Annotated in this window: 16 protein-coding genes; 3 read left to right on the top strand and 13 right to left on the bottom strand. The window is 68.3% G+C overall.

The features are described from left to right. Positions 1–85: 85 nt before the first annotated feature. The 13 genes from G7Y49_RS10805 to G7Y49_RS10745 form a co-directional block, all read right to left on the bottom strand. Positions 86–946: a PHP domain-containing protein gene (locus tag G7Y49_RS10805; protein WP_241157390.1), complete on the bottom strand. Its 861-nt coding sequence runs from the start codon at positions 944–946 to the stop codon at positions 86–88. Further along, positions 943–1,641, bottom strand: coding sequence for a phosphonate C-P lyase system protein PhnL (locus tag G7Y49_RS10800; RefSeq protein WP_165173702.1), 699 nt, complete (start codon positions 1,639–1,641; stop codon positions 943–945). Before G7Y49_RS10800 ends, G7Y49_RS10805 begins: the two co-directional genes overlap by 4 nt. A 3-nt stretch (positions 1,642–1,644) precedes the next feature. Then, the gene (phnM, locus tag G7Y49_RS10795; RefSeq protein ID WP_165173701.1) at positions 1,645–3,039 is read right to left on the bottom strand and encodes a phosphonate metabolism protein PhnM; all 1,395 of its coding nucleotides are present in this window, start codon (positions 3,037–3,039) and stop codon (positions 1,645–1,647) included. An 87-nt stretch (positions 3,040–3,126) separates the two neighbouring features. Further along, the gene (locus tag G7Y49_RS10790; protein WP_165173700.1) at positions 3,127–3,999 is read right to left on the bottom strand and encodes an ATP-binding cassette domain-containing protein; all 873 of its coding nucleotides are present in this window, start codon (positions 3,997–3,999) and stop codon (positions 3,127–3,129) included. After that, entirely contained in the window at positions 3,992–4,954 is a 963-nt protein-coding gene (locus G7Y49_RS10785; protein WP_165173699.1) for an alpha-D-ribose 1-methylphosphonate 5-phosphate C-P-lyase PhnJ, read from the bottom strand. Before G7Y49_RS10785 ends, G7Y49_RS10790 begins: the two co-directional genes overlap by 8 nt. Further along, positions 4,938–6,371 (bottom strand): carbon-phosphorus lyase complex subunit PhnI, encoded by a 1,434-nt coding sequence (locus G7Y49_RS10780; protein ID WP_165173698.1) that lies wholly within the window; start codon positions 6,369–6,371, stop codon positions 4,938–4,940. The genes G7Y49_RS10785 and G7Y49_RS10780 overlap by 17 nt, the downstream gene beginning before the upstream one ends. After that, complete coding sequence (locus G7Y49_RS10775; RefSeq protein ID WP_165173697.1) at positions 6,372–7,073, bottom strand: phosphonate C-P lyase system protein PhnH; 702 nt, start codon at positions 7,071–7,073, stop codon at positions 6,372–6,374. Then, a complete protein-coding gene (phnG, locus tag G7Y49_RS10770) occupies positions 7,070–7,522 on the bottom strand; it encodes a phosphonate C-P lyase system protein PhnG (RefSeq protein ID WP_165173695.1) in 453 nt (150 codons plus the stop codon). The genes G7Y49_RS10775 and phnG overlap by 4 nt, the downstream gene beginning before the upstream one ends. 153 nt (positions 7,523–7,675) lie before the next feature. After that, on the bottom strand, positions 7,676–8,620 hold the full coding sequence (locus G7Y49_RS10765; protein ID WP_241157389.1) for an ABC transporter permease: 945 nt from the start codon (positions 8,618–8,620) through the stop codon (positions 7,676–7,678). Next, positions 8,617–9,456: an ABC transporter permease gene (locus G7Y49_RS10760; protein WP_241157388.1), complete on the bottom strand. Its 840-nt coding sequence runs from the start codon at positions 9,454–9,456 to the stop codon at positions 8,617–8,619. The genes G7Y49_RS10765 and G7Y49_RS10760 overlap by 4 nt, the downstream gene beginning before the upstream one ends. Position 9,457: 1 nt before the next feature. After that, a complete protein-coding gene (phnC, locus tag G7Y49_RS10755) occupies positions 9,458–10,405 on the bottom strand; it encodes a phosphonate ABC transporter ATP-binding protein (RefSeq protein WP_165173689.1) in 948 nt (315 codons plus the stop codon). Between the two features lie 12 nt (positions 10,406–10,417). Further along, positions 10,418–11,494 carry a phosphate/phosphite/phosphonate ABC transporter substrate-binding protein gene (locus G7Y49_RS10750; RefSeq protein ID WP_165173687.1) on the bottom strand — a complete coding sequence of 359 codons (1,077 nt, stop codon included), beginning with the start codon at positions 11,492–11,494 and terminating at the stop codon, positions 10,418–10,420. A gap of 206 nt (positions 11,495–11,700) precedes the next feature. Beyond that, complete coding sequence (locus G7Y49_RS10745) at positions 11,701–12,495, bottom strand: hypothetical protein (protein WP_165173685.1); 795 nt, start codon at positions 12,493–12,495, stop codon at positions 11,701–11,703. On the opposite strand from G7Y49_RS10745, the gene G7Y49_RS10740 reads away from it, so the two are divergent. From G7Y49_RS10740 to G7Y49_RS10730, 3 genes are all read left to right on the top strand, one after another. After that, positions 12,490–12,966, top strand: coding sequence for a hypothetical protein (locus tag G7Y49_RS10740; RefSeq protein ID WP_165173683.1), 477 nt, complete (start codon positions 12,490–12,492; stop codon positions 12,964–12,966). The genes G7Y49_RS10745 and G7Y49_RS10740 overlap by 6 nt on opposite strands. A 642-nt stretch (positions 12,967–13,608) precedes the next feature. Beyond that, complete coding sequence (locus G7Y49_RS10735; protein WP_165173681.1) at positions 13,609–14,283, top strand: DUF3800 domain-containing protein; 675 nt, start codon at positions 13,609–13,611, stop codon at positions 14,281–14,283. 50 nt (positions 14,284–14,333) lie between these two features. After that, a complete protein-coding gene (locus G7Y49_RS10730; RefSeq protein WP_206214662.1) occupies positions 14,334–14,810 on the top strand; it encodes a hypothetical protein in 477 nt (158 codons plus the stop codon). Positions 14,811–15,060 lie beyond the last annotated feature (250 nt).

Raw genomic sequence — 15,060 nt, 5'->3', positions numbered from 1 at the left:
GCGCGCGAACGCCCTGCGCGCGCCCGCCGCCCTGCGCGCGGGCCGCGGGCCGCGCCGCCCTGCGGCCGTCCGTCGACCCCGGCCGCTAGCGGGAAGGGACGCGGCGAAGGGCGTAGTCCTCCGGAATCCTGAAGCCGAGGTGCGGCGTGCGGCCGAAGGCGCCGTGGTAGTCGGAGCCCGCCGTGAGCACGAGGCCGAACCGGTCGGCGAGGCGCTTGCAGCGGACGTGGTCGACGGGCGTGTGGTCGGGGTGGTAGCACTCGATGCCGCCGAGGCCCGCCGCCGCCAGCTCGCTCGCCGCCTCGTAGCTGTCGAGCTGGCCGGGATGCGCCAGCACCGCCAGGCCGCCGTCGCGCACCACCGCGCGCACGGCGTCGCGCGCGTCGACGTAGTCTATCTCCAGGACGCACGGGCCCTCGCCCTTGAACAGGCGCCTGTACAAGCCCTGGTACTCCGCCGACGCATAGGGGGCGTCGGTCATCGCGGCCATGAGGTGCTGCTTGTACAGGCACGTCGACGCCTCGCCCAGCTCGAGCGCACGCGCCACGTCGATCGGCAGCCCCGCCTCCACGATGCGGTCGAGCTGCTCGAGCGTGGCGGCGCGCCGCCGATCGAGCAAGGGCGCGCACAGCTCCTCCACGGCCGGCGAGCCCTCCTCGAGGCCCAGCCCCAGCACGTGCACCTTGCGCCCGCGCCTCTCGTCCCACGCGCTTATCTCCACGCCTCCCACCACGCGCACGCCCGCCTGCGCGCCGAGGGCGCGCGCCTGGCCGAGGCCCCGCGTGGTGTCGTGGTTGGTGAAGGCGACCGTGCCGACGCCGCGCTCGCGCGCCTGCTCGATCACCTCCGCGAACGTGTCCGACCCGTCCGAGGTCGTGGTGTGCACGTGCAGGTCAACCGACCCCGCGCCGCCTTCCGTCATCTCGAAGAGCTCTTCTGCGCTCACGCCATCATCCCTTCCTGCATGTTGAACTCATGGTCGCACAGCCCCTCCATGAACTCAAGGTCGTGGAAGATGCCCACCATGGTGGTCCCCTCGCCCTTCAGCTGCTCGATCAGCGCGCGCACCTTGAGCTTGGAGGCGTTGTCCAGAGACGCCGTCGGCTCGTCGAGCAGAAGCAGCCGCGGGCGCTTTATCATGGCGCAGGCTATGTTGAGCCTGAGCTTCTCGCCGCCCGAGAACGTGCGCGGGTAGATGTCCCAGAGATCCTCGCCGAGGCCGAAGTGGCGAAGCATGTGCTCGGTCTCGCGGCGCGCGAGGCCCTCCCCCGAGGGGCCGTGCGCGTCGAGCGCGCTGCGCAGCACGATGTCGAACGCGGTTTGGCGCGGCAGCGCGCTCAGGAACTGGGACACGTAGCCGAGCTCGTAGCGGCGCAAGTAGACCACCTGGCGCTGCGTCGCGGTCATGAGGTCGAGCATGCCGAAGCGCGCGGAGTCGTACAGGATGCGCCCCTCCTCGGGCACGTTCGTCCGCCAGATGCAGCGCAGGATGGTCGACTTGCCCGAGCCGCTCTTCCCCGTGATGCCCACGAACTCGCCCTCCTCGACGGAGAAGCTGACGTCGCGGCAGCCCTGGATGCGGCGGTTCGCGTGATGCAAGGTGAAGGACTTCGAGAGGCCCTCGATGCTCAGAAGCGCCATGGCCTAGACCGCCTTCGCCACGAGGGAGCCCGCCGCCGCAGGCGCGGCCTCCGCTGCGGGCCCAGCCGCCGCCTGCGCGGCCCCCGCCGCAGGCGCGCCCCCCGCTTGCGCAGCCCCCGCGCGCGCGTGCGCCTCGCGCGTGTCGCGCCCGTAGCCGCTCGGCTGGTCGGGGTAGTGCGAGCGGTACACCGAGTGGCCGCCCACGAAGGCGCGCGTCACCACGGGCATGGTGCGGCCTGCCGCGCCGCACGCGATCTCGCGCACCACCAGAACGTCGGCGCGCTTGCCCGCCTCGATCGAGCCCAGCTCCGCGCCGATCCCCGCGGCCTGCGCGGGGTTGGCCGTCACCAGCGCGAACGCCGCGGCAAGGTCCATCCCGCACACGTCGCGCAGCACGAACACCGCGTCGAGCAGCGCCGCCGGGTAGTAGTCGCTGCACAAGACGTCGATGCCGCCCGCGCCGATGGCCTCGCGCGCCGAGAGGTTGCCCGAGTGGCTGTGCCCCATGAGCACGTTGGGCGCGCCGGCGAGCGTGCGCATGCCGAGCGCGCGGGCGGCGCGGGCCACCTCGAGCGTGATGGGGAACTCGGAGATCCGCGCGCCGGCGCCGCTCATGGCCTCCACCTTCCCCACGCTGTCGTCATCGTGCGACGCCACCGAGATGCCGCGCGCGCCGGCGAGCCGCGCGAGCCTCACGACCTGCGCGGCGGTGAGCTTGAGCGCCTGCTGCTGGCGCGCGACGATGTCGCGCACCTCCTCGTCGGTCGCCTCGCGGTACCCCCTGATGGTGTCTGCGAAAAGCGCGAGGTCGGCGTATTGCCCCTGCCCGGGCGTGTGGTCCATGAACGACAGCAGGTCGACCTTGCCCGCGTCCACGTACGCGGTGATCTCGTCGAGCAGGCGCACCGCGTCGAGCTCGACGCGCAGGTGGAGGCGGTGGCGGATCAGGTGGTCGCGCTCCTCGCCCGCCCTCATGGCCGCAACCTGGTCGACCAGCGCGCTCACGTTGCTGAAGCTGCGGATGGGCTTGTGGTCGAAGATGGTCTCGCCGTACACCGACAGCGAGTGGTAGATGGTGGTGATGCCGTGGCTGACCAGCTCGCGGTCGGCCTTGTACAGCGACGACGCCAGATCCATGATGACGCTCGGGCGCGGCGAGGCGACGTTCTCCACGTAGTCGGAGTGGATGTCCACGAGGCCGGGGGTGACGAGGGCCCCGCGCGCGTCGATCACGGGAAGCGCGCCGCACGCCGCGTCCGGCTGCAGGTCGAGCTCGGCGGACTCGGTGGGGACGACGGCCTCGATGCGCCCGTCGCGCACGACCACGTCATGGCCCTTGAGCACGCGATCAGGGCACACCACGTCCCCGCCTCGGATGATGCACGAGTTGACGTCCATGTGCTTGCTCTCTTTCTCCTTGGCGCCAGCCCGCCTGGCTGGCATGGTTCACGAGGAAGGCCCGAAAGGCCGCCTTTGCGCGGGGCGCTACAAAAGCGAGCTCACGAGCTTCTGGGTGTAGGGATGCTGCGGGTCCTCCAGGATCTGGTCGGTCAGGCCCTGCTCGACCACGCGCCCGGACAGCATCACCAGCGTGCGGTCGGCGAGCATCCGAATGACCCCGAGGTCGTGGCTCACCACCAGCATGCTCACGTTGAAGCTGCGCCGGATGTCCAGGATCAGGTCGAGCACGGCGGCCTGGACCGACAGGTCGAGCCCGGTGGTGACCTCGTCGAGCAGCAGGATGGGCGGGTTGGCGGAGAGCGCCTTGGCTATCTGCACGCGCTGCTGCATGCCGCCCGAGAACACGCGCGGCGGGCACGTCGCACGCTCGAGGGGAATGCTCACGCGCTCGAGCAGGCCCTCTCCGCGGGCGCGCATGGCGCCCACGTTGCGCTCGCCCGAGGCGATCATGGCCTCGGCGATGTTGGACAGCGACGAGAAGCCCATGCGCAGCCCCAGGTGGGGGTTTTGGTACACCATGCCGAACACCTGGTTGCGCACCGCGCGCTTGCGCTGCGGGGAGAGCTCGAGCAGGTTGCGCGCGCCGCCGTCGAAGGGGAGCGCCCGCACGTCGCCGCCGGTGGCCTGCTCGTCGAAGTAGACGCAGCGCATGAGGCTCGACTTGCCGCTGCCCGACTCCCCCACGATGCCCACGATCTCGCCGGGGTACACCTCCAGGCTCACCGCGCGCACAGCGTGCACCGTGCCGCAGGCGGGGCACACGTTGCCTGCGAGCTCCCCCGCCGCGCCCTGGCAGGCGGGGCATCCCCGCCCGAAGCGCAGGGAGAGGTCCCTGACCGAAAGCTGCGGGGCGTCCTCCTCGCACGCGACAGCGGGCGCGGTCAGCTCCTCAGCCATGCCGCCTCACCTCCCTCTCGCCGGACGCTTCGCCGGGCTCCGCGTCGGGCGCTGAGCCGTCGGGCACCACATCGGGCGCGCCTTCGGGCGCCGCGTCATCGGGCGCGACGCCGTGCGCACGCTGCTGCGCGCGACGCGCCGCGCAGAAGGCCGTGTCGTTGCATTGGTAGCGCACCTCGCCGGTGGCCTCGTCCTCCAGCTCGTCGAAGAACACGCCCTCCGCGCCGCACAGCGCGCAGCGCACGCCCTCGAAGCGCTCGCGGACGAACGGGTAGTCCTCGAAGTCGAGCGGGCGCACGCTGGTGTGGGGCGGCACGGCGTAGATCTTCTTCTCGCGCCCCGCGCCGAAGAGCGTGAGGTTCTCAGCCTGGTCGAGCTTCAAGTTGTCGAAGCGCGGGATCGGCGAGGGCGCCATCACGTAGCGCCCGTTCACCACCACGGGGTGGTCGGCGCCGGTCACCGTGGTGTCGTACGCCACGATCTGGTCGAACAGCTCGAGCCACGCGCCCGTGTAGTCGGCCTCGGCGTGCAGGACGCGCGTGGCCGCCTCGCTCGGCTCGAAGGTGCGCAGAGGCTCGGGCGTGGGAACCTGCAGCACGAGGATCTGCTTGGAGGTGAGGGGCTGTTCGGGGATGCGGTGGCGCGACTGGATGAGCGTGGCGCGCGCGGTGTCGTCGGTCACGTCCACGTCGGTGGTGTCGCATACGAGCTTCTTGATGTTGACGGCGTTCACCGAGTCGTCGGCGCCCTGGTCGATCACCTTGAGCACGTCGTCCCGCCCGATGAGCGACAGCGTGATCTGCAGCCCGCCGGTTCCCCACCCGCGCCCGATGGGCATCTCGCGCGAGGCGAAAGGGACCTGGTACCCCGGGATGCACACGCCCTTGAGCACGGCGCGGCGGATCTCGCGCTTCGACGCCTCGTCGAAGAACGCGAAGTTATAGCGTTGCTGCATCGGCGCCTCCTTCGGCGTCTTCCTGGCGGGGCTGGTCGGGCGAGTCGGGCGCAGCGCCCACGTCGGACCCGGCGGGCGAGCTGGATGCGCTGGCCGCAGCGGGCTCGCTGGGCGAGCTGGGCTCGACGGGCGAGCTGGGCCCGGCGCCTGGCGCGCGCGTCGCGCGCACGCTCGAGAGCTTCGACTGGAAGGTGACGTAGTGGGGCAGCTTGAGGTGCGAGATGAAGCCCGACGCCTCGACGCCGTCGACGTGGTAGAGCACGAACTCCTCGTCCTGGGTGGGATAGCGCGCGTCGCCTATCTCGAGGCAGCGGTCGAGCACGCTCATGGCTATCGCCTTCGACTCGCAGCGCCCGAACACCATGCCGTAGCCCACCTCGAAGGCAAGCCCCGCGTCCGCGCCATCGCCGGCGCTGTCTGGCCCCGAACCCGCGCCTTCGGCAGCGCTTTCGCCGCCGTCTGGCTCCGCGCCCGCACCATCGCCGACGCCGCCCGAACCCGCGCCCGCGTCGCCGCCGTCACGCGCGTCCGCCATGAACAGGCTCTCCACCTCCGTCACGCTGACGGTGCCCGCGTAGTACGCGTCGGCAAGCTCGCCGGTGCCGAGCGGGCGGTCGATGACCACCTCGACAAGCCCGCTCCGCAGCTCCCCCACCGTGGGGTGCGCGGGGCCGAACCCGCGGATGGCCGCGTACCCCAGAGCCTCGACCGCCTGCGTCATGCCGCGCGCGAGCGTCTGGAGGCGCATCGAGCGCGAGGCGGGTATCACGAGCGGGGTCATGGTGGCGTCGTCGGGCGGCGCGACGGCGCCCGCAGGCGGCGCAGGCGCCAGAAGCCCCTGGTCGCGCAGGTAGTCGAGCGCACGCGGCAGACGCCCGCATGCGGCCAGCGGGTCGGCGCCGTCCTCGTCAGCGGCGCGAAGGACCTCGTCGGTCGCGCGCAGCGCCTGAAGCTCCGCCGCGGCGAAGTGGGAGGACAGCGCGCGGGCCCGGTCGGCGCGCTCGGCTGCGCCCTCGCTGGCGAGGTCGAAGTCGACGAGGCGGTGGCTGTAGTCGCGCGTGGCGCCGAGCACCTGCCCGCCCGGCACGTCCTTGAACGCCGCCGATATGCGCCGGCGCACGTACATGCCGGCGGTGTCGACCGCGCGCGACACGTACGGGCGCTCGAGCGTCGAGCGGAAGGCGCGCAGCAGGAACACCGCCTCGTCGGGCGAGCCCTGCGCCTGCTTGAGCGCGAGCGCGGCCAGGCGCGGCGCGTAGAGCGACGCCTCGCCCATGACCTGGTCGACCAGGTCGGGAAGCGTCGACTCGACAGCCGCCGCGCTCGCGTCGGCCCCAGTTGACACCCGCTCGGCCTCGAGCAGCCGCAGGCTCTCCTCGATGGCGCGGCCGCCGCCGCGCACCGCAACGTATCCCATCTACGCCGCCTTCCCGTCGGCGAGCGCGAGCGCGCTCGTGCGCGGCACCATCACGGCGAAGCCGTCGCGGTCGACCAGGAGCACGTCGATCCCACAGGGGAACTCGTCGGCGCGCTCGGCGCGCGCCAGGGCCCAGTCGACGCGGTCGACGACGAAGCGGTTGGCCCCGTCCACGCCCGGCCCGCGCACCTCGACGCGGCAGAGGTCAGCCGGCGGCTTGGAGCTGCGCGCGCCCGCAGGCGAGCTCCGCCTCACGAGGGACTGCCCGAAGGACCGCACGTACTCGCAGCCCACGATCACGCTCGCCCCGCGCTCGGGGGCCAGGAGGTCTCCCGCGCGGGCGCCGAGGACGGCGCGGCGCGCCACGCTCGAGCAGGCGCGGCTCGTCACCACGAGGAAGTCCGCGTCAGGCGCGCCGCACGGGCGGGCGTGCGTCTCGCCGGCGATGAAGGACGTCGCCTCCGCATGGGCGGCGTCGACCACGCAGAACGTCGTCGCCTGGTCGACGAGCAGGCTCACCGCCTCGAACAGCGCCTCGCCGAGCGCGGCGGGCGCCGCGCCGTGCGCCTGCGGGCGCGCATCCACCTCAAGCCGCACGACCGTCCCCGGATACGCGCACGCGTCGAGCACGCGGCGGAAGTTGCGCTGGTGCCGGTGCAGCGCCTCCTCCCTCAGGGAGGCCCGCGAAGGTTCTTCTGTCATAGCTCCGCCTCCATCATCGAGAAGTCCACGCGCGTGGAGCAGACGCGCGCCTGCTCGCGCGCGCGGCGACGCGCGATGCCGCGCTCGGCCTCGCGCAGGCGCGCCTCCCACGTGCGGGAGAGCCCCTCGCCCATGCCGCCCGAGAAGGCGGCGTCGATCACGGCCAGGTTCTGCGCGAAGTGCCGGTCCGACCCCAGCACCATGCCCAGCCCCGTGTGCGCGCCCACCGACACGCGGCACGTGGTCATGAGCGCCTCGCCCAGGAAGAACTCGCACCCCTGGGCGGTCTCGCGCACGCGCACCATGACCAGCTCCTCGCGCGGCTCGTCGAGCACCGACACGTCGATCCCCGCCCGCCGCGCCTCGTTCTCCACGAAGAATGCGATCTCGGCGGCGAGCTCACCGCCCTCTTCTACCAAGGCGCGCGTGCGCCGGTAGCGATTCAGCATCTGCCGTTCCTTTCCTGTTTCCTGCTTCGTCACGCGCCGGCGCCCTGCGCCCTGCGCCGGCGCGTGACGTCGCGCTCGCGCCCTGCTTCCGCGCCCATGCCTTCCGCCTGGGCTTGCGCGCCGACGCCCGCGCGCTGCCCCGCACCCGCGCCCTCAGTGCGAGGTGACGAGGCGCGCCCGCAGGCGCGTGGCCGCCACCTCGAGCACCACGGCCACGGCGAGGCACAGATACGAGATCAGCCCCACCTCGTGGATGTCGTAGTAGAAGCCGCCGGCCAAGAAGAGCTGGTAGCCGATGCCGCCCGCGCCCGCCACGGCGCCGACCGCCACGGCGTTCACGAAGTTGATCTCGAGGCGCAGAAACGTCCACGACAGCATCTCGCTGGCCTTCTCGGGCACCACGCCGCGCATGACCACCTGCCACCACGACGCGCCCGCCGCGCGCAGAGCCTCGATGACCCCGGGGTCGACCTCCTCGAAGCTCTCCGAGTACGCCTTCACCAGGTAGGCCACGCTGTGGAACAGAAGCCCCGTGACCGCGGCCTCGGGCCCCAGCCCGATGGCCACCGAGAACACGAGCACCCACAAGATGGTGGGCACCGCACGCGCCACCGACATCAGCGCCTTGATGACGTTGCTCACCGCGCGATTCGACAGGTTCGACGAGGCCAGAAGCCCCAGGACGAACGCTATCACGGCGCCGATGAGCGTGGTGAGCAGGGCGAGCGCGAGCGACACGAACAGGCCCTCCACCACGTCGACCAGCGTGAAGTGGCCCGAGAGCCCCGGGGTGAGCATCATGGCGGCGAAGTCCTCGACCGCCTCGACGCACGCCGCGGGAAACGTCGCCTTGCCGAAGTCCATGGTGAGAAGCGCGAACGCGCTCACCGCGGCCAGCAGCGCCACCACCGCCATGAGCGCCACGTTCTCGCGGCTCGCCACGTGCACCTTGACGCCCCCCGAGCGGCCGAGGCGCGCGCCAGGGCAGGCACCCGCCGCAGCAGGCACCGCGCCCGCAGCCGTCGGCGCCGGGCGCTTCGCCGCACGTCCCGCCGCGCGCACGTCCTCCGACGTGCGATTCAAGCCGCGCCCGCTCACAGCATCCGCCTCCTCACGAAGTTCGACGTCATCTCGCATGCGATCACCACCACGATGACCGCCAGGATCACCAGCCCCGCGACGTCGTAGCGGAAGCTCTTGTAGTACACGTCGAACACGAACCCGATGCCCGTGCCCGTGAGGATGCCCACGAGCGTGGCGTCGCGGATGTTGGTCTCGATCATGTAGAGCACCCAGCTGATGACCTGCGTGATGGTGAGCGGGATCACCGCCTGGGCGATGATCTGGGGGTACGAGGCCCCCACGGCGCGCAGCGCCTCAACCGGGCCGCTCGCCGCCTCGTCGACCGTCTCCAGGAAGCAGCGCACGAGGTAGCCGAAGCTGGTGAACAGAAGCGCGAGGAACCCCGTGAACTCGCTCTGCTTGAACGAGAAGAGCAGCACGAACGTCCACGCCACCACGGGGATGTTGCGGAAGAGCGAGGCGATGCCGCGCGCCAGCAGCGGCAGCGGGCCGCCGAGGCCCACCGAGCGCGAGCCCATGACGGCGAGCGCGAAGGCGAGCACGGCCGCCACGCAGCTCGCCGCAACCGACACGAGCATGGTGGACCCGAGGGCCGGCAGGATCACGCCGAGCTTCTCCAATGACGCCGCCGACGGGGCGAACTCCACGATCAGCCACGCGAGGCCCGCGGGCACCTGGATGATCGCGTCGACGAAGCTGTAGTCCACGTACGCGGCGCAGACGGCGTTGAGCGCGAGGAACGCCGCCACGGCGGCCGCGAGGAAGAGCAGGCGCTTGCGGAAGAACGCCGCGGCCTGCGCCTCGGCGCTCCCCGCGGCGCCCGTGCGCGCGGCGCTCACGAGGGCCGCCACGTCACGCCACCCCGCTCGCGACGAGGGGCGCCGGGCGGGCGGCCGCAGCCGCGGCGGCGGCCCGCCCGCCTTCCGCCCCCTCGCCATCCGCTTCCGCTTCCGCAGGCGCCTCCGCCCCTGCGAGCGCCTCCGCTTCCGCGAGCCCTTCCGCCGCCGCGAGCTCCCCCGCTTCCGCAGGCTGCTGCGCGGAGTCGTGCTTGCCGTCGTAGATGGCCTTGACGGTCGCCTCGTCGAGCTCTGCGGGCACGCCGTCGAACACCTTGCGCCCGCCCGAGAGCGCGATGACGCGGTCGGAGTACTCGAGCGCGAAGTCAACCTGGTGGAGGTTCACCAAGCAGGCGATGCCCAGCTCGTCGGCCGCCCACCGCAGACGGTCCATCACCGTGCGCGAGGACTTGGGGTCGAGGCTCGCGATGGGCTCGTCGGCCAGCATGAGCAGCGGGTCCTGCACGAGCGAGCGCGCGATGCCCACGCGCTGCTTCTGCCCGCCCGAGAGCGAGTCGGCACGCGCGTAGGCGAAGTCGCTCAGGCCCACCTGCTCGAGCGCCTGGAACGCGCGGCGCTTCTCCTCCTCGGTGAAGATGCCCAGCGACCCGGCCAGGGACGACTTGTAGCCCAGCCGGCCCTGCAGCACGTTCTCCACGGCCGTGGAGCGCCCCACCAGGTTGTAGTGCTGGAACACCATGGCGATGCGGCGGCGCAGGGCGCGCAGCTCACGCCTGCTCGCGGTGCACACCTCGCGCCCGTCGAACGCCACCACGCCCGAGGTGGGGACCACCAGCCGGTTCACGCAGCGCAGAAGCGTCGACTTGCCCGCGCCCGACGAGCCGATGATGCTCACGAACTCGCCGCGACGCAGGCTGAACGTCACGTCATCGAGCGCGCGCGACCAGCCGTCGTAGCTCTTCGTGAGGTGGCTCACCGCCAGAAGAGGGCTTTCCTCTCGCATGGCCCGTCTCCCCTAGTTGCTGCTCAGCTTGCGGATGGGGTCATACCACGCGTCGTCGGTTCGCACGAAGCACTTCTTCTCCGAGTCCTTCTCGAAGATGCCCTTCGCGTTCTCGTCGTCGGGGTTGACGAAGATGCGCTCGTCGTTCGCCACGGCGTCCGAGCAGAAGTAGTCGATGATCTTGTTGCGGTCCTCGTCCGAGATGACGCCCTCGTTGAAGCAGAACGGCGCGTTGAGCACGGGCGTCGAGGCGATGATGGTGAAGCGCTTGCCGCGCACGGCGTCGAAGGGCGCCTCGGCGTCGGCCTTCACCTCGTACACCGAGCCGGGCATGTTGGCCTCGCCCGACACCAGGTTGAGGAACATGTCCACGTCGACGTCGTCGAAGGCGGCCACCTCGGCGTCGCCCGAGAGCAGGTTCACCGCCGAGCCCTGGTGCGAGTTGCCGAAGAGCACCTCGGAGAAGAACCCGCCGGCTTCGAGCAGCACGTCAGAGCTGTCGAGGCCGAACTCGCTCACGATGGCGGCGGAGGGGACCTTGAAGCCCGAGGTGGAGGTGGCGGTCACGAACGAGAACGACTTGCCCTTGATGTTCTCGATCGAGTAGCCCGCGCCGTCCTTGTACTGGTCGGCGTTCTCCTCGAGCACGCTGATGCGGCTGTAGTAGCAGGCGCCCTCGAGCCCGCCTTCCTCGTCGGAGTCGGTGAACGCCGCCTGCACCTGGGAGTTCTTCTTGTTCGCCTGCACGTAGCCCTCGGCGCCGAGCAGCGCCATGTGCGCCTTGCCCGTGGCGATCGACTCGATGGCGACGTTGTAGTCGGTGGTGGTGAGCAGCTCGGCCTTCCTGCCGCACGCAGCGGTGATGGCGGCGCCGATGGCCTCGCGCGAGGCGGTGAGGTCGCTGGCGGAGTTGTCGGGCAGCCACACCATGGTGACAGGCTCGCTGCTTGCGCCACCCTGCGCCGCAGAGCTGCTCGAACCTTCCTGGCTCCCTGACGAGCATCCCACGAATCCCCAGGTGAGCCCCATGAGTGCCAGAGCTGCCGTGCCCTTCACGAAGTGACGGCGGTCGATCGGTTGCGTCTCCATTCTTCACTTTCCTTCCTCGTCCCGCCTTGCGGGAGCGGGCCAGATGGCTTGTTGCGCCAGGCAAGCGGGAGTGGGAGGGGGACTCCGCTTGCGCCGGCATGGTGCCCATAGTAGGAGCGCCGTGTTTGAGGAAGGTCAAGTGCGCGCAAGGAAAGCGGACGAAGTTGGAAAAGATTCAGTCAAAGCCCAGGTGGACGAAGCGGCGATCACGCGTCGGGGTGGTTCCGCAGGTACTCTGCCAAGTGGGGTATGGCGAACGCTAACTCGCCCCTTCGCGGCGATCCCACGATGCCCTCTTCGATGAGCCGCGCACGATACGGCTGAAATGCCGAGTTCTCCACACCAAGGCGAACCCGCAGCTCGGAGCTCCTGCTCACCCCGTCATCCTGTGCCATGGCATGGAGGAGCGCCTTGTCACCGTCTGAAAGCGGCGCGAGCACCGGCCTGAACACGTTGTCGTCGAGGTCTGACAGGGCATCGCGCATCGCCCGCGCCAGGACCTCGTCGTCAACCACTTGGCCAGATGCGTGCTTCGCGAGGTAGTAGCCCACCAGCTGCACGAGATAGGGGAAGCCGCGCGTCTCTTCGGCCGCCTTCTCAAGCAGCGGCTCAGGGCAGTCAATCCCCAGCTCCCTGAAGGCATGCGCGTAGTAGATGCGCACGGCGGGAAGCCCGATGGGCTCAAGCCGCACTTTCCGAGCGCGATTGAGAAACGTGAGGATCTTGTCGTTGAGAACGCCCGACACGGCATGGGGAAGCCCCGCCATGGCAATGGCGATGTCCTTGCCCTCCCCCACCAGATGCTGATAGGCCGAAGCCACCTGCCGCATCGCCTCACACGACTGAGCCTCGTCGATAAGGATGAGCACGCCCTTCCCCACCTCCGCGAGCTTGTCGCAGAGAAGGGAGAGCTTGGTGCGAAAGCCGTATTGCGCATCGGTTGCGGGCGTGAACGTCAGCCCGAACGAAAACCCGAAAGCGCCCGCCTCGAACCCTTGCACTTTGCGATCGGAACCCTTGAAGAAGCGCGCGCCGTTTATCTGGATGGCCTCTATGATCTCCTGCGGCATGCTCTCGTAGGCGGTCACGCGCGCAACAACGTAGTCGAGGCGAGCAGCTCGCTCAGCAAGCTCAAGGAGGAGCGCCGTCTTACCCATGCCGCGCTGACCGAAGAAGAACGTGCAGCGTCGCTGGGAGCCAACAGGCTCGTGAAGCCCGTCGAGAAACTCCGCTATCACCCCGTCACGGCCGATGATCTCCTGGGGCCTGCTGCCAAAGGCCGGATGAAACAATGGGCGCTGCGCCATGGAGCTTTTATCATTCTTTATCATCGTTTATCATCCTTTATCTTCGTTATCTTTCTTTATCATTCGCAAGTACATTATAGCGAGAAGCAGCCGAGAGCCAAAGGAAGCAGATCATGCGCCGCGTTAAACGGTTGGCTGCACGTGGAGTTCGAAGGCCACCTTTGAGATCGTCTTCGAGAGACTCTTCATGAATTGTCAAAGTCCCGGCCACGCGCGGGCGCAAGTCCGCGCAGGCCGTCACAGCCAGTTGCGCAGATGCGCGCTATGTGGTATAAGAAACTATCTGGGCGCGCCCGAGGCGGGTCCACCCATCGGCGGGGAACAGTCCCCGCCATTTTTTCTGGCGCTTTCTTCATACCTACAACCCGTAGCACCTTGTTGAACGAGATCGTGTCGCCGACCGCCAAAGAAGCTCATGGCTGATGGCAGGCTCAAGACCACAGCACCCCATCGACGAAAAGCATCCCATCGACGAAAAGCGCCCCGGAGCCCTGGCCGCTCCGGGGCGCTTCGCATTGCCGACGCTCTGTCCGGCGCGCAAAACGGCGCCTAGAGCCTCCTAGTCCCTCCGGAACAGGTCGCGGGTGTACACCTTGCCCGCCACGTCGTCGAGGTCGGGGGCTCCGGCGATCGGCGCATTCCTCGACACCACGGTGTCAACGCGGAGATGGACGTGGAGTTCATGCGCCGTACGCGACCGACAACCTGACGCATGCCCGACGCCTTGAGCAGAGAGCTTGAGCATGGATCTTTATCGCAATCGTGAGATAATAAACAGGGCAAATTATCTTGAGCGAAAGCGAGAGCATGAGCGACACCATCAACGTCTACTGCGACGAGAGCAGGGTGAACTCAAACCCCAGCGAAGAGCACATGGTCATCGGCGGAGTGTCCTGCCCTACCGCGAAGAAGCGCGACATCGTGCGCGCCATTGACTGCCTGCGAGCAAAGCACGGAGTTCAGGGCGAATTCGGCTGGAAGACGGTGTCCCCGAGCAAATACGACTTCTTCCGAGACCTTGTCGATCTGTTCTTCGACGATCCCGACTTGAAATTCAGGTGCGTCGTCTCTAGCAGGCAGCACACCAACTTCGCAGACAGCGAAGATCAGTTCCAAAAGCTCTACTACCAGGTATTCAATAATTGGCTAGACAGGCGCTGTAAGCACCGCATCTTCATCGATCGAAGAATTGATGATCCTGAAAGAGTCGCAACTCTACGCCGCTGTCTCATCAACACATTCAAATTCGGGCAAAGCGTCCTATTCGTCGAGGAGGTCGAGTCAAAAGAAAACAACCTCGTCCAGCTTGCCGACCTCATCCTAGGAGCGGTCGGATACGCATGGAACGGACGCAGCGGAAGCAAAGCCAAAGAAGACCTCTGCACATACATTGCGCAAAAGCTTGGGGTCAGGACAATCGACCATTACAAAACCGGACCAAATGCTCGTAAGTTCAATGTGTTCAATTTCGGAGCGCAATAATGGGCTGGTCCATAGATGAGCTGGGGCACCTTGACCTCAACACCTGTTTCATGAGACGAGGCTACGACATGTTTGCCGTCGAAAGTCTCGCACGAGAGTATTACTTTGAAGAGCTCGTCGACCTGACGGCTTGGGACGGCACTGCGATTGAAGGCATGGACAGCGAAAACGAGTTCCTCCATCTTGTCTGCAAGCACGGACGCGGCAAACCGCCCCTGAACGCCCTCATGGATATCGACGTCGAACGCGTGCGTCGACTGCCCATTCTCAAAGCGGCCGTTACAGGCAAGCTAAACGCGGACGTGTATCGTCAGGTCCGCAAAAACAAGACCGTCGACAAAGTTGAAATCATCGTCAATGGCGAGGATGCTGACTATATCGTGGTCCTCGGCTGCGTTAAGGATCATTACGTTGTCCGCTCGGCTTATCCCGCAGACGAGACCTATGTTACGAAAGTGAAGAAAACCGGCGAGCTGGTCGAAAGAATCCGCAAAGAGCAGGATGGCGAAGCTCAATCGAGGACATAAAAAAGCCCCGGATATGGGGCACCGAGGCAGGCCAGGTCCAAAGCTATAAGCAATGGGCTCACATGAGATTATGGACTCGACAACGAGAAAAATCAATATCTTGGTGGCAAATGGTCATTCAACGACGGCGTAACTTTGATGGGGGCCATGCTCTCCCGATCTCCTACCAGCCCGTTCCGGCCATTCCGGAGTCGACGGCGGCAGCATAGCGCACCTCGGCCGACATGCCCGCCACGCTCGCGGCCGGCGG

The organism is Adlercreutzia sp. ZJ242 (genome assembly GCF_011038995.1).
GTDB lineage: Bacteria > Actinomycetota > Coriobacteriia > Coriobacteriales > Eggerthellaceae > CAAEEV01.
Note: the sequence above shows the minus strand (reverse complement) of the source record. Positions and strands in the feature narration are given on the sequence as shown.